Annotated in this window: 15 protein-coding genes and 1 pseudogene; 11 read left to right on the forward strand and 5 right to left on the reverse strand. The window is 64.2% G+C overall.

Annotated elements, in window-relative coordinates; all coding sequences use genetic code 11:
* Positions 1 to 543: 543 nt before the first annotated feature.
* The 3 genes from ACWD1U_RS04075 to ACWD1U_RS04085 all read left to right on the forward strand — a co-directional run bounded on the left by ACWD1U_RS04075 (position 544) and on the right by ACWD1U_RS04085 (position 4,093).
* Complete coding sequence (locus ACWD1U_RS04075; protein WP_451104202.1) at positions 544 to 840, forward strand: hypothetical protein; 297 nt, start codon at positions 544 to 546, stop codon at positions 838 to 840.
* 165 nt (positions 841 to 1,005) lie between these two features.
* Positions 1,006 to 2,205, forward strand: coding sequence for a competence protein CoiA family protein (locus ACWD1U_RS04080; RefSeq protein ID WP_451104204.1), 1,200 nt, complete (start codon positions 1,006 to 1,008; stop codon positions 2,203 to 2,205).
* Between the two features lie 1,069 nt (positions 2,206 to 3,274).
* Positions 3,275 to 4,093, forward strand: a complete 819-nt coding sequence (locus tag ACWD1U_RS04085) for a PD-(D/E)XK nuclease family protein (protein ID WP_451104206.1) — start codon at positions 3,275 to 3,277, stop codon at positions 4,091 to 4,093.
* Between the two features lie 933 nt (positions 4,094 to 5,026).
* Here the strand turns inward: ACWD1U_RS04085 and ACWD1U_RS04090 are convergent.
* Complete coding sequence (locus ACWD1U_RS04090) at positions 5,027 to 6,226, reverse strand: ImmA/IrrE family metallo-endopeptidase (protein ID WP_451104208.1); 1,200 nt, start codon at positions 6,224 to 6,226, stop codon at positions 5,027 to 5,029.
* Positions 6,227 to 6,655: 429 nt separating this feature from the next.
* Here ACWD1U_RS04090 and ACWD1U_RS04095 point away from each other — a divergent pair, with 429 nt between their 5' ends.
* The gene (locus tag ACWD1U_RS04095) at positions 6,656 to 6,868 is read left to right on the forward strand and encodes a hypothetical protein (protein WP_451104210.1); all 213 of its coding nucleotides are present in this window, start codon (positions 6,656 to 6,658) and stop codon (positions 6,866 to 6,868) included.
* A 797-nt stretch (positions 6,869 to 7,665) separates the two neighbouring features.
* Here ACWD1U_RS04095 and ACWD1U_RS04100 read toward each other — a convergent pair.
* Together ACWD1U_RS04100 and ACWD1U_RS04105 are read right to left on the reverse strand one after the other, a co-directional pair.
* A complete protein-coding gene (locus tag ACWD1U_RS04100; RefSeq protein WP_338779972.1) occupies positions 7,666 to 7,887 on the reverse strand; it encodes a hypothetical protein in 222 nt (73 codons plus the stop codon).
* 53 nt (positions 7,888 to 7,940) lie between these two features.
* Complete coding sequence (locus ACWD1U_RS04105) at positions 7,941 to 8,462, reverse strand: pyridoxamine 5'-phosphate oxidase family protein (RefSeq protein ID WP_338781643.1); 522 nt, start codon at positions 8,460 to 8,462, stop codon at positions 7,941 to 7,943.
* 440 nt (positions 8,463 to 8,902) lie between these two features.
* Here ACWD1U_RS04105 and ACWD1U_RS04110 point away from each other — a divergent pair, with 440 nt between their 5' ends.
* The 4 genes from ACWD1U_RS04110 to ACWD1U_RS04125 all read left to right on the forward strand — a co-directional run bounded on the left by ACWD1U_RS04110 (position 8,903) and on the right by ACWD1U_RS04125 (position 12,428).
* A complete protein-coding gene (locus tag ACWD1U_RS04110; RefSeq protein WP_338779969.1) occupies positions 8,903 to 9,658 on the forward strand; it encodes a hypothetical protein in 756 nt (251 codons plus the stop codon).
* Between the two features lie 681 nt (positions 9,659 to 10,339).
* Positions 10,340 to 10,840, forward strand: coding sequence for a YfbM family protein (locus ACWD1U_RS04115; protein ID WP_451104212.1), 501 nt, complete (start codon positions 10,340 to 10,342; stop codon positions 10,838 to 10,840).
* Positions 10,841 to 11,328: 488 nt separating this feature from the next.
* Positions 11,329 to 12,057, forward strand: coding sequence for a hypothetical protein (locus tag ACWD1U_RS04120; protein WP_451104214.1), 729 nt, complete (start codon positions 11,329 to 11,331; stop codon positions 12,055 to 12,057).
* Positions 12,054 to 12,428, forward strand: coding sequence for a winged helix-turn-helix domain-containing protein (locus ACWD1U_RS04125; protein WP_451104216.1), 375 nt, complete (start codon positions 12,054 to 12,056; stop codon positions 12,426 to 12,428). Before ACWD1U_RS04120 ends, ACWD1U_RS04125 begins: the two co-directional genes overlap by 4 nt.
* 595 nt (positions 12,429 to 13,023) lie before the next feature.
* Here ACWD1U_RS04125 and ACWD1U_RS04130 read toward each other — a convergent pair.
* A complete protein-coding gene (locus tag ACWD1U_RS04130; protein ID WP_451104218.1) occupies positions 13,024 to 13,398 on the reverse strand; it encodes a hypothetical protein in 375 nt (124 codons plus the stop codon).
* Positions 13,399 to 14,688: 1,290 nt separating this feature from the next.
* On the opposite strand from ACWD1U_RS04130, the gene ACWD1U_RS04135 reads away from it, so the two are divergent.
* Positions 14,689 to 15,483, forward strand: a complete 795-nt coding sequence (locus ACWD1U_RS04135; RefSeq protein WP_451104220.1) for an NUDIX domain-containing protein — start codon at positions 14,689 to 14,691, stop codon at positions 15,481 to 15,483.
* Here the strand turns inward: ACWD1U_RS04135 and ACWD1U_RS04140 are convergent.
* Entirely contained in the window at positions 15,467 to 16,600 is a 1,134-nt protein-coding gene (locus ACWD1U_RS04140) for an XRE family transcriptional regulator (RefSeq protein ID WP_451104222.1), read from the reverse strand. The genes ACWD1U_RS04135 and ACWD1U_RS04140 overlap by 17 nt on opposite strands.
* Positions 16,601 to 16,932: 332 nt before the next feature.
* Here ACWD1U_RS04140 and ACWD1U_RS04145 point away from each other — a divergent pair.
* Together ACWD1U_RS04145 and ACWD1U_RS04150 are read left to right on the forward strand one after the other, a co-directional pair.
* Positions 16,933 to 17,282 (forward strand): annotated as a pseudogene (locus ACWD1U_RS04145) (SCO3933 family regulatory protein).
* 2 nt (positions 17,283 to 17,284) lie between these two features.
* Positions 17,285 to 18,640 (forward strand): FtsK/SpoIIIE domain-containing protein, encoded by a 1,356-nt coding sequence (locus ACWD1U_RS04150; protein ID WP_451104224.1) that lies wholly within the window; start codon positions 17,285 to 17,287, stop codon positions 18,638 to 18,640.
* Positions 18,641 to 18,724: the final 84 nt, after the last annotated feature.

Raw genomic sequence — 18,724 nt, forward strand, 5'->3', positions numbered from 1 at the left:
GAGCGCGGTACTTCCCCAGGGGCAGGCACCGCCGCTCCTTAAGGCCCTCCTGCCCACCGATCGCCCCAGCTGCCTCGGTGTCGGTTGACGAGCCGACGCTCGTCCTGGGGCAGGCCGTCGACAAGCCGAGTCATCGGCACATGCTCAGGGGAGAAGACACTGCACTCGTCCGTCCGTATGTGCTGTTGCAAGACGAGCGCACCCAACGGCACCCAACGGTCGTCATTGCTCCCTACCTGTCGACCGACGCCTGGTCGACGCTCCTGGGGGTTCAGTGACGTCCTCGCGGCGGCGGACTCTCGACCCGGACACCTCGGCGACCTCGTACCGCTCGGCCGCTTGCCAGATCGGCACGCACCAGGACTGCGCGGAGTCCACTCCGGATTCGGCGCCGGTCGGCCTCCCCTTGATCTACGAGGCCTGCGGTTGCATGTGCCACTCGACTTCTGTCCAGTCTCGGCGTGGAGGTGGAGCAACGGGGGGCTCGACATCCACCGGCACGCCGGCGCCCAACGTCGAAGCTAGCGAGAGGCGAGCGCAGGGATGACGGCACGGGACGAACTGAGGCTTCTCCCATGGGCGGGGCCGGACGGTAAGCCGTGCTACCTGAGCACTGGGGACCATGGGGGCTACGTGTCCCGCCTGGCGGACCACATCGAGGCGTTCCAACTCGGAATGGCGTCCCAACTGCTGGAGCACGCACGTCAGGTACTCGACGACGACACCGAAGACCTGGAGGCGTTGCACCTTCTCGCCGCCCAGTTGGCCAGCGCCTTGCGGGACGTGCTGCGCGTAGCGACCAGCCGCGGACGCGGTCCGATCGCGCCCGGGCGCCCCTGAGGAGAACTGAACGGCAGCCTGTGTAGTGCAGCAGGGGGCCCCGGGGACGGTCCGGGGCTCCTCTTCTCTTGTGACGGCCGGGCCGAGCCCTGCCCTGCTGTCAGTGGTGGGCCGTACCTTGAGTACAGCGCTTTCCTCGTATTGCTGTCGGGTGGGGGGACATCTGTGGCGAACGGCGTCTGGCACGTGAAACTGGGAATCGAAATTGACCTCACGCTTGAGGACCTCGGGCACCCCGAGATGCCCGGTCTGTGGGAGCTGATCTACAGGGACAAGCGGCCGGTAGTTCAGCGTGGGCTGCAATGCCTGGAGTGCCGCGAAGAGCGGCCCCACTGCCCAGAGTGGATGTTCCTTCGTATTCGCAACGGGCAGCGAGAGGCCGTGCACTTCAACTCGTCCATCGGGGAGCACCCCGCCAAGTCGGAAAGCGATGAGCATAAGGCCCTGAAGGAGCGCATCGCCACGACGGGCGATCGGGAAGGGTTCCGCGTCGTCACCGAAGACCGCGCCAACGACGGTGCCCGACGCACCGACGTCACCGTGATTGGGGACGTCGCCGTCGGATGGGAGATCCAGGTATCGAACATCTCCGAGCCCGCCGTGAAGCAACGGGCAGCGCTTGCTCGTCGGGACGGTCTCGTCCCTTCCTGGACGACTTCAGCAAAAAAGCTGTCTGAGGTGCTACGCGGCGCCCCCTGGTCCTTGATCGTTCCCCGTCCGTGGCAGGAGATCCGAGCCGGACGCGAGATCCGCGTAGCTGGTGGCGTACGCGTTCTCGAGATGCTGCACTGCTCCCGCATTCCAGGCCCATGCCCCGTGAAGAGGACTGGCAAGTGCAGCAACTTCCACGGCACCTGGGAGGTGTATAACCCGACCCTGGACGACTTGGTCCGCGGTTCAGCGGCCGGGAACTGGGTGCCGGTCATCGTTCCGCAGAGCCGCTGGATGAACCGATTCTGGACTAGGCCGGCCGACCGGGACCTCTACGCGGCGAGTGTCGGCGGGCTGCCAACCGAGGACGACCTCGCACAGGGGAACAGGCACCGGGCCGCCCCGTCCTCCATCAGCGAGCAGGAGATAGAGCGCATCTGCCGGTATGGGCAGCAGAGCGACCACCGATCGCCGCAGCGTGAGGTGTTCGACCGGGGCCAGCGGTTTGACGCCTCCGCGGTAACCATCCCTACACAACGGATACCCCAACCCCAGAAGCCAGATGGTGGAGCCCCTGCTCTTTTGGACTGGAGCGCCAAGTCGCACTGGCTTCCGCAGCCTCAGCCATGCCAGTACTGCGGCAAGCCAGCGAGCCTGGTAGATGACTACGGGAGGCCCAGCCACAAGGTTTGCCAGGAGGAAGCAGCAGGCTAAGCCGGCTGGGGAGGCGAGAAAGCTGCTACGCCAAGTGGTCGTCATTGGCCACTGTCGAGCGGCCTCGGATGGTCAGAGGCGGCCCAGCGTTGCGGCAGTCGGCCGGCTGGGGCGCCCGCCAGGTGTGGCCCCGTGGGCCCCGCCGAACGGCCTGCCGGGGCTCGGCATGGAAGTGCGCCCCCGGCAGGGTTCGAACCCCCGCACCCGGCTCGGCAGGCCGATGGGGTTCTCCCCTGCCATACTTGCTTACTCTGTGGCATTCATCGTGACATTGCGCAGCTAGGGGGGCTGGATGGCAGCGCCGGGTGTGGGGTCGAGGTTCAGCGGGCAGCCTGACCTACTTCGCGTGAGTGCGTCAGATGTGCAAGGGCTGCCTCATGGATGTGGCTTGCATGGAGCGCTGAAGGTACGTCCCAAGCTCAAGCCAACAGACTGGGAACGCAGACGGGACGACGCGCAGACATTTGTTCTCGGCATTGTCCGCGACGTAAGCCTGAGGCTGCACGATGCTCTGAGATCCCCCGACTGGGAAGCGCTTAATAGGCTGGTGCAGATCGAGTTATCCCAGTATCAGTTGCACGCAGGAGACAGAAATTACATAGTCCGAGCTGTCGAGAATTACCTCAATTGTCACGAGGTGTCAGAATCTGAACTGGGGACTCTCAGGCTCCGCGTGTGTGACCCAATGGTTGTCCCAGACCCCACTGTCCCGTCAAATCAGCTCACGGTCTGGGCGCCCGTCTACGATAATGAATCTGGTGTCCGAGAAGTCCGTAAGCTCCGCTTCGGCCAGGCTCGCCCAGTTGCAAAGGATGTTGAAAACTGGGCGATTACGGCGGCGCACATCGCGGGGCTGTTTCGGCCGCGAGGGCATCTGGAGCGGATTCGCGTTGTGGAAGTCGGTCTTGGTGACGGATCCATGGAGACCCTATTCGACGGCAGCCCTGCTATGGCAGAGTCACTGTATGCCGCTAAAGTGTTTCCGATCGTGAGTAAGATCGTCACGTCGAATAGGCCAACTCCGGGAAATAGCTGCGGGCGATGCAAAATTGCAGGGTGCTGCTCCTCTGTGGAGAAGCTTGACGGGTTTCTCGGGCAGTCTCGTAAAGGTCTGGCTACCCGCTCAGTCAGTGCGCGAGACCTAGAGGTTTACGAAAAATGCCCTGCCCAGTGGTACCTGATTTCGAATAACTTGCCGTCGGGATCGGATGCGCCTCCCTCCTCGGAGCGGGGCAGAGTTATTCATGAGTGGCTGGCTCGAGCTCATATGAGCAGTCATAAGTGTGATCCAAGTGATCTCGATGCGATTGATGGCAACTTTCCTCCTGGCCTCGATGAGAGTGATTACCTGGATTCGCGTGCCTACGTTACGCAGCATGCTGCTATATGCCCGCTTGGAGAAGGGGCGCGAGTGATCGGGAGTGAGGTGTCGGTATACGGATATGACGCGCAAGCGGATGTTGTAGTGGTCAGCAAGCCCGACTTGCTCTATGTGGATTCTGATGACACCTTCGTGATCAGAGAAACCAAGACGACTACCTTGAGTCTTCCAGGGGATGAACAGGAAGCATTTGACAGGTTCTTTGCGGTACCTTGGCTTCTTAATCTGATCGGCAGTGGGTATCGGGGACCCTACAAGAGCGACAATGCGCGGCTTGAGCTGGAAGTTCTGGCTTCAGAGGATAGCCGCCTGTTCTCATGGGACCTTGGCGATGCTCGACTACTGCGCATGGCAAAGGCCGAAGTTCGCCTGCGCGCCAAGAAGTGGCACCGGGATACGACCTGGAATAGCGCTCCCGGTGAGCACTGCAGGTGGTGTCCCGTCCGTGGTTGGTGTTCCGATGCGACCGCGGACGAGGCCGATGATGACCAGTTTCGCATCCCGTGACTCCTTCAGCAGTCCAGAGCTTCTGGTAAGCCAGAGGCGTGTGCATCAACTCGGTGCTGCGGCTACTCTAGGAACGATGCTCTGACGCCTCGTCGGCGCACATCGGAAGTCGCCGGAGGGGGAGTTGGACGATCTGGAGCGCCCCTCTCCGAAGGGGATGGCCCTTCGGCGGCCAAGCCTCCAGCCGAGGACGACGGCGCGTGTCCGTACCTCAACTTCCCCTGCTCTGCCGCGGCGTCATGTGGATGTGTACCGTGCATGGGCGGACACGGGGTTGCTCTGCGCGCTCGCTCGCAGGCCGGTCCTGCTCGACAAGATCTTGGATCTCTACGGGGCATCTCTCGTGGTAACTCAGGCAGTTGCCGCAGAGATCAGGCGGCTCTCGGGGACATCCGAAGCGTGCCGTACGCCCCAGACACGATTGCTGTGCAGCGGTGCCGATACCGTCGTCCGATACCTCGATGATGGGCAGATCGCGGAATGCCCCCTTCCGACTGGGTCGGACACGTTCGACACGGTCGACAAACTCGACCAGGTGCTAAGGCAGTTGCGAGGAATCGATGCTGCCGCAGCTGAACGTGCCGGCAGGACCATTGACGCTGTGGCCTCTGCGCACAAGCATGCCGGGGAGACGCACAGCATCGTCTGTGCTGCGCGGATCGTAGAGCTCGGGGGTAAGACCGTGCTCCTTACGAATGACGGTGGCGCGATCACAGTCGCGGAGAGCCACGGCGTCCCCTGCAAGGACCTCGGACAGCTCCTGGCCGAGCTCGGGTGCACGCCTGATCCGGTGGACGCTGCGGATCTGTTCAACAGCTTCAACGAGGTAACACGGACGTTCGCCACTGTGCCTGCGCATCGTCAGCCGATTGACGCGACCGCTTTCCGCTGTTTGAAGCGCAGCGATACATGCCGACTCTGTGGTTGAGCAGGTTATCCGAGCACTCGCTGATCCATATCCCACCCGGCCTCGCTTAGCTGCAAACGAGCGTCCTCGACAGAACCATCGGCGATGACGTCTGCAACAGCTTGCAGACTTACTAGTTGCTCAGCGTAAGCATCGAGGACCTGTTGGGATAGCCGTTCCGAGGGGAAGCTCTCCCCTCGGGTTGAATTCAACTCATCCCACACGGCGGAGTTCCCTGAAATGCGCATCAGTTCGCCGACTTGGGCTGTCTGGCAAAACTCTATGAGCGAGGCTTCGATGTCATCTTCAGCGACTTCGCCAAGTGCAATCATCGTGGCGTCTCGACTTACCCCGTAAGTCAAAACAATGTCGGCAACTAGTGCGGCAGCTTGAGCCTTGGTGGAAATTTCTCCGCACTGCTCTAGTTTGCCCAAAAGGGCTTCTTCCGGCAGCAGGAAGTGCCGTGCAAAGGAGTTTGCGATCCTTTCGGGGCGCAAGTCTTGCATTTTTGCGCGGTCAACGATCACTTGTCCCGGATCATTCTGCAGGACGTGACAGAGCTCGTGAGCCAAAGTGAAGCGCTGTCTCGACCAAACATCATTTGAGTTGATTACTACGACCCAGGAAATGCGATCTCCCCACTTTTCAGGGATTGAGATCCCATGGACCTGGTCTGGCAGTTTCCTGTATTCGACCGGGACGCCGAGGCTCTCAACTAGACCCGTTAGGTCCTCTACCGACTCAGTCTCGCTGAAGTCTAGATAGGCCCTTAGGCGTGCAGCAGTTCTCTCGCCGGCATGACGGTCATGCCAAACTTTCGATGGGGCGAAGCTTGCCACGTCTATGATCGGTTGAGTGCAACCCCACTCGCGTGTCAGACGATCCGTAGCTAGCAATTTAGTAGCGTGGGAAACGACGTCACTAACGTCATGAATTCCCTCAACGGTCCCAAGCCGTAGGCTTACTCCCATTGATGGTTCGTCACCCTGGAGTAGCAAGCCGGGAGCTACTCTGAAAAAAGCGCTCAACAAAGTTGCTTCGTATGTGGAAGGTAGGCGGGAACCCGACGTCAACGCTGTATATGATTCCTTGGAACCCAGCAGGTCAAGCAGGGTTTCCGGTGTTACGCCTTCACGCGTGACTAGCGTATTTAGGGTGTGCTTGAAACGCTCTTCGCGCGTGCTGGTCGCTGCCATCATCACCCCTTCCGCCGTGCCCTCAGCCACAGCCGCCCACCTCTACCACCCAGTGTGGCAGATGCCTTGTACTCGCACAGGCAGCTGCGCTGGTCTGCGGACTTGATACAGCTAAGACTAGTGCCCACCACTGACAGTGGCTCTGTCGTGGACGTGCTGTGACTGCAAGGAACTACGTGGTGGCAGCAGTGTGGGCCGTCCTGACCTGTGCTGTCTGGGGATGGTTGGGGCGACCGTGCCGCCGTAGGGTGACCAGAGATGGCGTGCGCCGAGCAGCGCGGTTGGCGGAGTCTCAATGGGCGAGTCAAGACCTGCCTTCTTGCCCTGGGTCTTATCGGGGGTCTTGCTGGGTTTTGCTGCTCAAAGCGGTGCCCATGGGCGGCCGGATGGTCGTCGTTGTTGTTGTGGTCGCTGTCGAGCGGCCTCGGGCGGCCTACAGACGGCTCAGCCAACACCGTCATGGTCGGCGGACGGCACAGACGTTGGAAGACCATCGAGCCCGCCGAGTGGGGCCCTCCTCGGGAGACCCACCCGCAACTGTGCGACGACTGCAAGCAGCGGGCCATCACCGCTGAACGCCAAGCCGAGCAGGAGCGCGGGCGTCAGGAGCAGGACCAGGCTGTGCCGGAGCAGAAGGCCGGCGGCACCTGGCTCTCCCGTTTCCGCAGCTGACCCAATCGGTCCGCGCTGTCAGTGGCGGCCGCCAGAGGCATCTGGCCCGCAGTACCGCGCAGGCGTCACAATTGGTCATCCACATGAACAGGAGGCGGCTGGTGACGATTCCTTGGGTGCGACGCCCCGTAGGCCCGAGTCGGCTACAGGCCTGGATGCCTTACCAGGACGGCTCGAATAGACGCTGGATACTGGCAGAGCTCGGCGACCGGATGCGGCCGGAGTGGAACACCACCGCGAAGCGCTGGGAGATTGCCAGGCCGCACCTTCGAACACTCGTCGAGTCCATGGCCATGAAGTTCGGGGAGATCGATGTCTACCTGGAGTTCTCAACAAGGCAGCGGTGCGACGTGAGGTGTCGGGATGCCCGCGGCGACGACTGTGTCTGTTCCTGCATGGGTGAGAACCACGGAGGAGCAGCCTACTGGCGGTATTGGACGCTGGTTGGTGACACGACACTGGTTGGTAACTCAGAGGTGCAGGTGCGGCATTACCGAGTGCGGCGCTCCGATGTGGTCAAGGCTGGCCGACCCGACCCTTTCAGCAGCAAGGGATGCCCGGGTAGGGAGTTGGGGAGTCCTACGTAACGGAGCCATCAGCTTGGGAAGCTGCGAGCATTTGGCGCCTGTCCGTGCAATGACCTGGGGGAACACCCCTGGTTGCCGCCTCCTCAGGCTGGGCCGCTTTCACCGTGATTCCCCGCTGTTCCCCGCCTGATCTGGTGCGCTTGTGGTGCGGTCGGCCCGGCGCCCGGCTCTGACGGACTGACCGTGCGTGCAGCCGCGTTGGCAGGCGCCTCAGAGATGGCGCTTGGACGCTCTGACCAGTCGACTGATGTCGTCGCGGGTCTTCACCCTGCGCTGGTCCAGTTCGGGCCTGCTGTCCGTCTTGGGCAGGGCTGTGACGTCCGCAAGTACGGCTTCTGCCGCCTCGCTCAAGGCATCGTCATCGGTGAGCATCTGCACCCGGAAAAGAGCTTCTTGGGCGTTGGAACGCAGGTCGTATGCGCGGACTCGCACCACGCTGGGTCCTCGTGTGGCGGTTGTGCAGGCCCTCGTCGACGGGCCCGGCGTCACGTGCCGGTGAGCTTGTCGAAGTCGGGGGCGTAGACGGTCATCCAGTGTGGGTTCAGCCGGTAGTAGACGACCTCGCGGTTCCAGTCGAAGGCGTCGTCGTCGCCGTAGAAGTCCTTCAAGTAGGCGAGGAGTTCCTGCCAGTCGGCTGTGGTCTCGGCGTCCTCGGGGTTCAGCTCCTCCACCGTGCCGTGGGTGAACACGCCGAGGTCCTCGCCGCGCATGTACGCGACGCTGGCGGCCGGACGGGCCGCGAGATGACGGGCCTTGGCGGCGTTGCGCGCCGTGCCGAAGTGCCACCGGCCGTGCAGGAAGTGCCCGTCGGCGCCGCTGATCCGCGGTTCGCCCTTTGCGGTCACCGTGGAGAGGGCAAGCGTGCACATGCCGGTGAGGACCCCGGTGAGCTGCGCCGCCGTGATGGTGCGGCCCTCGACGATCGAGCGGAGGTGTGCGGTCGAGCCGGAGAGGGAGGAGTCGAGGAGGGACTGGAGCTTGTCGAGTTCTTCCGGGGTTTCGCGCATACGTCCATCGTCGGCCGTAAACCCGACACCCTCTGTCGTCATTGATGAAGCAGCGGTGAGGTTGCTCCGCGCGGGTTACGCTCGGTGCTGCGGGGATGGCAACAGGTGGGGGACGAACGCCGGGGCATGTTCATGTGTTCGCGGTGAACAAGTGGAAGCAGTTCCGGGCGGTTTCTAGGGATTCGAACCTGCGACACCCGCTTTAGGAGTTCGATCAGTGCCCCATGTGGTGGCGGCCCCCTGTGCGTACGGGCGCCGCACATGATTGCCAGACGCCACTGCTGTCCGTGGTCGTTGATGTCAATGTTGGATGTCAGCGGAACGGCACCGGCACCGGGCAGACTTGCAGGAACGTGCCCAGCCTCACCGGACATGCCGAACGGCACACTTCCACAGCAATCGACAGGTCGGCGAAAGTGCGGTTGCGGCAGTCTGCTTGGATGCCGGAGATGACGACGAGTTCTCCTGTTCCCCGCGCAGACGGCGCCGATTCCGACCGCCTGAGGGCCCTGCTGGAACGTGCCGCCAAGGGGCGGGACAGTCAGGCCTGGAGCGACCTCTGGACGGAGCTCTACCACAACGGCTCTCTGGACGTCGCCCATCCGCTGGTGCTGCCCACGCTGGCCGACATGGCGGAGGCCGACAAAGCCGACGTGGCAGCTTCGGCCCTCCACCTGGCCGGCGCCCTGCTCGTCCAGGCCGACCAGCGCTACGAGACCCGGAATCTGCGGTACCAGTACGCGTCGGAAGTCACACGCCTACTGGGCGCTGCGAACCGGTGGAGGCAGGCCACCGCCGACCGGAACGACTACTGCTATCTGGTTGAGGCGGCCCTGAACCTGGAGGGCGACATCCACTGGGCGGAGGACTTGATCTGGGGCATCGTCAGCGAGGAATACGAGCTCGAGTGCCCGGATCCCGACGGGTGCGCGTCGCTATGGGTGATCATCGGAGAGCGGGGCTTCTTCAGTGCGGCAGAGGACTACGCCCTCTCTGATGACATCGAAACCGTTCCTCTGCATCCGGCCGACCCCCGCGCCCTGGAAGGTCTGGGCCGCCGCCTCTATGACCTCGCATTGGCTGACGGCCACGAGGAAGTCGTGCGCGCCCTGACTTATGCCTTCGGTGAGGCGACTTGCCCGGAGTGTGAGCAGCGCTTTTCCGTTGTCGGGCAGATTGCCGCCGGTTCCAGCTGAGAACCGCGCGGGGCGGTGGGGTTTGAAGCCAGGACCTCTTCGTCCCGAAGCAACTGGGACGAGGGTGCTGCCTTGGGCTACTGCCCGTCTCTCCTGCGTAGATGGTCCACAGACGTTCGCGCTCGTCCGCCGATCTTCGCCGACGTTGTCACGCAGTTAGACACTCACCGCGGCTCCGGCTCACTTCCTGCGGCGCTTGCTCGCCCTCTTCTTCAGCTCGGCTTGGCCACGCTTCGTCCAGTCACCTTGGTGGAGGTAGCAGCGCGACGTGCCCTTGACTGTCTTGTTCTGGCAGCGACCGCCAGCCGCCGTTGGCCAACCGCACTTCCCCTGCTTCCACTCGCCCACCGTCCACCCCCCTGCAGTCCAGCTCACCTGTCGACAACCAGCGTGCGTGACCGTGCAGACGTAGGGGAGGGCGCATGGCAGGCGGCACCCGGGGCCCTACGAGCACGCGGTCAGTACATCCGGCGCATCTCCTGGATGTGCACGCTTTCCAACTGTGTTGGTGGGGTGGTGGGGTGCGTGCAGGGGTGTTCACCTGCGTTCATGGGCGGCTGGTCACCGGGCTGTGATCCGCTCCAGGTCTCGGCTGAACGGCGGTGAACCGTGCTGAATGAGACGGAAACTGAGACGGCCCGTCCAGTGGCCGCTGTCAGTGGCCTCGCCTAGTCTCCGGCCATGAGCATGATCGGTGAGTACCTGCGTGTCACGGCTGCTGAGCTTGACCGGGCGATCCGAGACCCCGACTGGGCTCTGGACTTCGTCGAAGAGGTTCAGGACGCCGAGGAGGAGACGGAGCCTGCGCCGGCCAAGGCGCGTCACTTCAGCACGTACAAGACCTGGGACATGCTCCGCTTCTTGCTGGCGCGCGCCGAGTTCCCCGTGAACGTGATCAACGGTGAGGAACCGTTCGCCGAGGAGGAGGACTGGGGGTACGGGCCTCCGAGGTACCTGCGACCTGAGCGGGTCCAGCTCGCGGCGGAAGCCCTGCGGGCTACCAGCTATGCCGAGCTGATCAGTGGCGTGGATCCTGCTGAGCTGAGCAACGCCGAGGTGTATCCGCTCGGATGGAGTGAAGCCAACTCGCTGGAGTGGGGGCGTCCCTGGTACGACGGCCTCACACAGTTCTTCGACGCTGCTGCCAGGGCTGACGACGCGATGCTCGTCTGGCTGGACTGACAGACCAAGGCAGCCGTGAGACCTCAGCTTGGGAAGCTAAGGGCATCTACCTCTTGTTCCCGGCCTGACCTGCGGCGGATGAGCGCAGACGCTTGATGGACGGTCGCCTGATTCCCCGCTGTTCCCCGTGGCTCCCCGCACGACCTGGCACGTTTCTGGCACGAAACCTTCGTTCTGAACTGCGAGCGGAGCAGTCGCTGATGTCTCTCCGGGCTATCAGCCAGCCTGCCTGGGGTTGCCACCGTGGAAGGACCCTCTGGTGCTGTCCGTGCACGGCATACTCTTGATCGCCATGTACTTTGTAATGCAAAGTTAGGCCTTCGGCGAGCGACCGTCTGGCGGTCCGCTCACGAGCGTTGCCAAAGCACCGATCACAAGGGGGAAAGATGGGAACATCCGCACAGAGCAGCGCGGAATCGGAACCGAGGGCGGCCGCGGCCGCCTTGTTGGCTGCGACGGAAGGCCTTCGAGTCAGAGCCCGCACGCAGATGAACGGCGCATGGACTCCCCTCCTCGGCTTCGGGCTCCTCGCACTGGCGGCCGTTCCGATCGCCCGGTACGCCTTTAACTTCGGAGCCCACGGGCGCAACATCAATTCCTATCCGGCCTTCGCCTACGCCGAGCTGACCGGTCTGTGCGTGGTCCACGAACCGGGAACCCCCTGCCTGAAGGGTGAGTTCGACGGCGCCGTCCTGCGCTTCGCGGCCTGGAGCGTGTGGTTCGCGCTCCTTCCCCTCGCATGGTTCGTCTTCGCCCGCTGGTACCGCCGGCGTGGTGAGGCCCGGGGCATCGTCCCCCGGCGCGGCGCGTGGGTCCGCGCGACCGCCGCAGCCACCACAGTGATCACGACAGCCCTCGTGGCGCTGCTGTTCGGCAGGAACCAGCCGTGGGAAGCCGTGCTGCTGGAGAACAGCTATGCCTCCCCGTGGTACCTGGTCGGCATCGGACTTCTCGCCCTCGGCATCGCCGAACGCAGTTGGCTCGCCGCAGTGGCCGGTACCGCTCACGCCCTGCTGCTCACTGGGTACCTGGGAGCCTCCTGGGGCAGCGGATGGCTCCCCTGGGACCACCCCGTCGACCCCGGCTGGGCCGACGGACCGCAGGCCAAGGCCCTCCTGCTCGCCACCATCCTGCTCTTTGCCGGTCTGTGCGAGTGGGCGGTAATCCGCCGCCGGGGTGCGCCCGGTGTCGCCGGTGCGGGTACGGTCGTCTCATGAGCGTCGAGGACTCGATCGCTGCGCAGGACGACCAAGCGGGGCTGCATCCCACCCAGGCCCTCGATGACACCGTCCACCAGCGTGTGCGGCTTGGCGTCCTCACCATTGCCCGCGAAGCCGACCGGGTCGAGTTCAGCTTCCTGAAGAAGCAACTGGCCGTCACCGACGGAAACCTCTCCCGGCACCTGAAGGTGCTGGAGGAGTCGGGAATGATCGTCGTGGAGAAGGGTTACGCCGGTCGGCGCCCCCGAACGTGGGTTACCCTCACCCGCGAAGGTGCGCAGGCCTTGGACGCAGAACTCCGTGCCCTACGTGCACTCGTGGTCCGTTTGGAGACCCCCCGTCCCGTGCCCGGCCCACCCGACGGGTGATCACCGCTTTAGGAGTTCGATCAATCAGGGTGCCACGGCCTGCCGTGGTAGAGGATTCGAGGGCGCTGCAAACTGCTGGGGACCGTAGGTGTGCGCTGTCGTTGATGTCAGCCGTGGATGTCAGCGAGTCCGGTTACCAGCTCCAGGCGGAGCTCGGGCAGCGGCTTCACGACGGGTGTCACCCGCGGCATCCTGGGGAGATAGGCATCCCGCGTCCGCCTATGGCAGTACACGTCGTTCAAGCTCGCTAAACACCTCGACTCGGACGACGTTTCGGCGAGTTTCGGATCAGTCGGGGATGCGTAGGACAACGCCCTGATGGAATCGACGATCGGCCTGTACAGAACCGGGTTGATCAATCGACTGGTATAATCGCCGCAGACCCCGCGACGCGATAGGACACGTCCCCTCAGCCTAGTGCGAAGCCAAGCAGTATATGGAATTCACGAAACCCCAGGACGCAACCATAATTTGAGATCCCTACGGAACGCGCAGCGGTTCAATCTCAAGCGCGTTCTCAGACCGACAACGGAAACGGCTCACTCGCCACAAAGGGCCCGTCAGCATGCTGACGGGCCCTCATGCAAGATCGAAGCTAGCGGGTGGACCTTGTGACGAAACCGCCAGTTACGACGTTACTCATCGGCGGGCAATTGACGACGGAAAGCCCGCCCGCGCTGGTTTCCCAATGCCCCGCCCAGCGGTCGAAGGGAGCGCCGCCGTCGTAAGGCTTGCACGTCACGGACGCCTTGAAGCTTCCGCCATTAGGCTTCGTGCAACGGGCATACCATCCGTTGCCGTACTTGCCGTTGGTGCACCCCTCCGGCCAGCCCATGATGGACACGTCTTCCGAGGCCATCTTATGGCCTGCGGGGGATGCGGGGGCAGCAGTGGCCGTGCCCTGGAGCCCAAGGGTGAGGCAGGCTGCCATCCCGGTGGCGGCGAGCAGCGTCGAATAGGTCTTCTTCATTGTCGTACCCTCCTTCGTCGATCTTGCTCTTTTACGGTCGTGTGGTGACGCCCGCGCTGATGGCCTTTGAGTCTCCCGGGCAGTAGGCGTAGGACGTTCCTGTCTGCTTCCACGGGCCTGCGATTTCTACCAAATTCCCTTCCGGGAATTTGCATGTGCCGGAAGCGCGGTAGGATCCGCCGTTATGCTTTTGGCAATTGGCTACGGTGCCCCACTTGCCGGCAATCTCGAAGTGGCAACCGCTGGGGTGTGCCATGATGCCGACGCTGGTAGCTGATGCGGTCGTCCCAGTTCCGAGCAAGAAGAAGCCGGCCAGCATCACTCCGAGTGCCGCAGAGGTGCTGGTTCGATGAGCGCGACCGCTCTTAATTAGAGCTTTCAAGGTAAATCCCCCTTCCCTATAGCTGATGCCTTCAGCAGAAGGTGCATCTGGTCGCCCTCAATCCTGACGACTTGTCATGCGTGCCGCAACTGAATGGGAATTGTTTGAGGTAGATTTGAGCTTGGGGAACCTCGGCGGTTGTTCTGTCCACAATGCCGGAATTTCCCTTTCGCTATTTAGCAGCAATGCGTCTTCTGAGTCAGCGTTTAGCGTCGGCGCGGCTTGAAATTGACTGAAAGTCGCCTGATGGTTTTAAGACAGCAGGCGGCAAAGGGTCGGCGAGTGCGGTCGTAGACGTCAGTGGTGGCACATGCGCCAACCTCATCAGGCTGTCCGCCTCTGGCCTGCCAGCGGCGCACTCCGCACTGCCGATCGTCAGTAACCCACCACCATCCCCAGCTCCCATCCCGTCTGCCGTCGACCCACACAACGTGGAGCGGGCGTGGTCCCTGGCGTCCAGGTGGAGCGCGCCACTCTACGAACGACCTGGACGCCAGGGGCCGCGTCTGCTCGGCTCTGCCTGGGGCGATGGCAGGCGGGATGGGAGCTCCCCGCGCACGCCACTACTCCGGCCGGCACTCGCGAACGGCGCCCCCTCCATCTCGGAGCCTGAGCGCCCCCGCCGGAGGCATGCTTTGAGCGTTGCCGCGCACTGCGGTTCTCGACTCATGGCCCGGCCTGTTTCATGTGGGCGCGCGTCGGCGCAGCCCGGGCGGAGCGGGCCGAAGGCAGGAGCGGCGCCCGGAGCGGAGCCGGGAAGCGCGCCCGGCGGAGCGGAGCGCAGCCGGGGCTTGATGAAGTAGGGAAAGTTCTACCGCGCTCTGGTAGCCCCTGACGGCCGTCGGACCATCCCCCTAAGCTATGGGGTACGCCATGGGCTATGGGTTGGTTAGGAGCGTGCTCGCCGGATGGGACCGAAGTCAGAGCGGGTCTACCGCACGATCCGCGAGTGGATCTCGACGGGGAAGTACCTGCCTGGCTCCAAGATCCCGTCAGAGCGAACCCTGTCTGAAGAGCTGGACATCGGGCGTACGGCTCTCCGCCAGGTGCTGGCCAAGCTCGTCGCCGAGGGCGCCATTGAGGTGCACGGCCGTAGCTCCTACCGGGTGCCGGATCGGTCGGTGACGACTCAGGCGCCGGCGGACGTCGAACCCTGGCAGATCCACGGCGAGCGAACTCTCTATGACAACCGCTGGGTGAAGCTCAGCCTCGTCGACGTCGAGCCTCCAGGAGTCGAGCGCTTCGAGCACCACGTTGTGAAGCTTCATCACGTGGCCATCGCGGCCGTCATCGACGACCAGGACCGTGTCCTGATGATGTGGCGCTACCGCTTCGTGCCCAACTCGTTCGGATGGGAGCTCCCGGGCGGCATCGTCGACGAGGGGGAGGACTCGTTGCAGACGGCGATGCGTGAGGTCGAGGAAGAGACCGGTTGGCGGCCTGACTCCCTGGAGCACATAGTTACGTATCAGCCCATGGTCGGCATGGTCGACTCACCTCACGACATCTTCGTAGGCAAGGGCGCCAAGCTCGTCGGTGAGCCGTCCGATCTGGAGGAGGCCGGGCACATCGCCTGGGTGCCGCTCGCCGACATTCCTGGCCTCATGGCTCGGGGTGAACTCATGGGCTCCGGCACGCTCGTCGCCCTCCTCCATGTCCTCTCCGTGCGCGGTGCTAAAGCTCCGTCTACAAACGCTGTGTGAGCTGTTCGACTCGACGCCGTTGGCGTACTGACCCGGTGCGGTTCGCTATCAAGCGGGCCTGGCGGAGGTGCTTGTGCGCCTGGTCGTACTCGCCGCGGGCTATGTGTGCCTGGGCCAGGTCGCAACGCAGACCTGCGGAGGCCCGTATGAACGTCGGGTCGGCGGTGTCCAGGGCCGCGTAGAGGCTATCTACCGCTTCTTCGTCCCCGATCAGGGCCAGCGCGTTACCCCGCCATCTGGCGAGATGCCCGCTGTTGAGAAAGATGCTCAGCATGTCGGGGTCACGGGCTTCGTCACCCGAGGGCAGGGAGCGCGCCGCGCTCTCCAGTGCGCGCTTGCAGTCGTCGGGCATACCCGCTCGGGCGCATATCTCGGCTTCTGCGGCGTACAGCCAGGCTGTAAGGCGTGGGGACATGGCCTTTCCGCCGAGTCGCTGGGCCTCGTGTATGAGCTGCACTGCCATAGGCGCGCGTCCGGCGTCGCAGAGTACGTAGGCCTGCTCGGCTGTGGCGTGTGCCAGGTACATCGGCTCTTCGGCCTCTTGAGCGGCGCGCTTGCCCAACTCGTAGTGCCGCCAAGCTCGCTCGATGGCTCCGACGTCAAGCGCCTGCCAGGCGGCCAGTGTCGCTGCTCCAGCCAAGGCACGTGCGACTGGACGCCGTGTCTCGGGCAGCACGGCGAAGGTGAGAGCGTCCTCAAGCGTCGCAAGGTGGGCCGTCATCTGGTCGACGAGGCTTGCTGCTCCCATCTGCCGGTCTACGGTCCTGAGCAGTTCCGTTTGGTCCATGAACGTGCTCACCATGGTCACGCTGATGCTGCGAGCCGCGTCGATACGTCCCATCAGTTCGTCGTATCCGTCGGTCGTGGCGGCAGGCACCAGCAACTCTGTCCTGCCCGCCAGCTCGTCGTCCGTGATGCCAAGCAGCGCTCGCAGTATCTTCGCGTAGCGGGCTGAGATGGAGCGCCGGCCGTTCTCCCACTCCGAGACGTACACGCGCAGGCTGGCTGTTGATGCGACGTCGAGCATGTGTTGTCGCGCATAGCGCTCGATCTCCCGAACGAGCCGCTCTTGCGACCACTCTCGTGCGCTCCTTGCTGTCTTGAGTCCGTTCGTCATGTGGCGCCGCCCTGCCTGGCTTACAGAGATCCTCATTGCAGCATGCCTCAGATCACCGCAGGTCCGCAGGGGTTAACGCGTCAGGTGTTAACCCCTGTTGGCTACCGGGGCGTTGGTGGAGGCGGTTCTCTAGAACCATCGCAGCACGGCGAGTTGAGAAGCCGAAGCAGCGATAGCGCTTGACATCTGGTGCGCACCAGATGCAGCCTACTGGTGCGCACCAGTTAGGGCGCACTCCCGCAGCGTTGCTGCATCCATCTGTCAATGCACGAGAGCGGCGACCCACCGCCAAGCAAGTACGCCGCTCCCGCCCCTCACAAGGGAGTTCCATCATGCGTCAAATCCCCGTTGAGACGGCGCGACCGTGATGGTCGCCAAGGCCCCGCAGCCCAAGGTCCGTGACCGCCGGACGGGCGAGATCGCCACCGACGCCGACGGCGTCAAGCTCATGACCGTCGACGTGATGTTCGCGGCCAACGACGAAGTCGAGATCCTGTCCATCACCGTTCCGGAGCCCGGTATCTCCAGCGACCTGGCCATGGGCACACCGGTGGCTCTGACGGGCTTGATCGCCCGGCCGTGGGAGAACGAGTTCAACGGCCAGAAGCGGCACGGGATCGCCTTCCGCGCGGTCGCGGTCACCTCGCTGGCCGCCACCGGTGCGGCATCGGAAGCGGCCTGATCATGACCTGGTTCATGATCGCTGTGGTTGTGGTCGTCGCCGCTGCGGGTCTCCTGCGGTGGCGGCGCCCCGCCTGGTACTGGCTGACCTTCGGGGTTCTCGTCGCCACGGTGCGAGTCCTGGTCCGCTACGCCTCGGTCATGGACGCCTGCGGCCTGACGGTCCCGCCCTCGCGCTGGCGGCTGGCCCTGGCCCGGGTGGCCAACCGGTCGGTACCGGAGTCCCGTGTGCCGCGCATCCTGCGGCTGCGACCCACCCGGACCGGGCTGGTCCTGCGGCTCAAGCTCCGCCCCGGCCAGGACGCCTTCGACGTAGCGGCCGCCACGGACCGGCTGCGCCACTCCTTCGGGATGTACGGCGTCACCTCCCGCGAAGTCCGTTCCGGCGTCGTTGAGGTGCGGATGACCGGCTACGACGTGCTCAAGCAAGTACAGATGCCCGCCAAGACCGACACGCGTCCGCTGCGGGTTCCGGTCGCACTGCGGGAGGACGGCTCGGTGCACTACCGCGACTACCGCGCCGTCCCACACGGGCTGACCCTCGGGGCCACGGAGTCCGGCAAGTCCGTCTACCAGCGCAACCTGGTCGCCGGGCTCGCCCCGATGGACGTCGCCCTGGTCGGCATCGACTGCAAGCAAGGCGTCGAGCTGTTCCCGCTGGCACGCCGCTTCTCCGCCCTGGCCGACAACCCCGACACCGCCCTGGAACTGCTGGAGGCGCTGGTGTCCCACATGGAGGAGGTCTACCAACTGATCCGGGCTGAGCAATGCATCAGTGTCGCGGTGCCGGATGCGGAGATCGCCGCCGATATCTGGGACCTGCCCGAAGACATCCGCCCCGTCCCTGTTGTGGTCCTGGTCGACGAGGTTGCCGAACTCGCCCTGTTCGCTTCGAAGGAGGAGGAGAAGCGCCGCGACCGGATCATCACCGCGCTGGTCCGTCTCGCCCAGCTCGGCCGCGCAGCCGGCATCTACCTGGAGATCTGCGGGCAGCGCTTCGGCTCCGAACTCGGCAAGGGCATCACCATGCTCCGCGCCCAGCTCACCGGCCGCACCGCCCACCGCGTCAACGACGAAACATCCGCGAACATGGCCTTCGGCGACATCTCGCCGGACGCCGTCCTGGCCGCCATCCAAATTCCCGCAGAGACACGCGGCATCGCGGTCGCTGGTGACTCGACCGGTGGCTGGCACCGTATCCGCGCCCCGCACACCTCGCTGCGCGAGGCCGTGAACCTCTGCAACAAGTATGCCGACCGCACCCCCGACGTGCCCGCCCTGGCCCCGTTCCGGCCCGCGGTCGCCGCGCTGCCCTCGGCCCGGGTGCCGCTGTCCAAGACAGCCCCCGCCACCGCCTGACCCTTCCCCCGCTTCATCGGTTGGCGTGACCGCTTCGCGCCAGGTCCCTACCCCCGCCATGCCTCATCACAGGAAGGAGCCATG

This window comes from Streptomyces sp. NPDC002788 (assembly GCF_053592115.1).

Bases quoted from the DNA above. Each gene is read 5' to 3' on its own strand.
- ACWD1U_RS04075 (WP_451104202.1), top strand. From the start codon at position 544: ATGACGGCACGGGACGAACTGAGGCTTCTCCCATGGGCGGGGCCGGAC.
- ACWD1U_RS04095 (WP_451104210.1), top strand. From the start codon at position 6,656: ATGGTCGGCGGACGGCACAGACGTTGGAAGACCATCGAGCCCGCCGAG.
- ACWD1U_RS04105 (WP_338781643.1), bottom strand. From the start codon at position 8,462: ATGCGCGAAACCCCGGAAGAACTCGACAAGCTCCAGTCCCTCCTCGAC.
- ACWD1U_RS04110 (WP_338779969.1), top strand. From the start codon at position 8,903: ATGCCGGAGATGACGACGAGTTCTCCTGTTCCCCGCGCAGACGGCGCC.
- ACWD1U_RS04115 (WP_451104212.1), top strand. From the start codon at position 10,340: ATGAGCATGATCGGTGAGTACCTGCGTGTCACGGCTGCTGAGCTTGAC.
- ACWD1U_RS04120 (WP_451104214.1), top strand. From the start codon at position 11,329: ATGAACGGCGCATGGACTCCCCTCCTCGGCTTCGGGCTCCTCGCACTG.
- ACWD1U_RS04125 (WP_451104216.1), top strand. From the start codon at position 12,054: ATGAGCGTCGAGGACTCGATCGCTGCGCAGGACGACCAAGCGGGGCTG.
- ACWD1U_RS04130 (WP_451104218.1), bottom strand. From the start codon at position 13,398: ATGAAGAAGACCTATTCGACGCTGCTCGCCGCCACCGGGATGGCAGCC.
- ACWD1U_RS04135 (WP_451104220.1), top strand. From the start codon at position 14,689: ATGGGACCGAAGTCAGAGCGGGTCTACCGCACGATCCGCGAGTGGATC.
- ACWD1U_RS04140 (WP_451104222.1), bottom strand. From the start codon at position 16,600: ATGACGAACGGACTCAAGACAGCAAGGAGCGCACGAGAGTGGTCGCAA.
- ACWD1U_RS04150 (WP_451104224.1), top strand. From the start codon at position 17,285: ATGACCTGGTTCATGATCGCTGTGGTTGTGGTCGTCGCCGCTGCGGGT.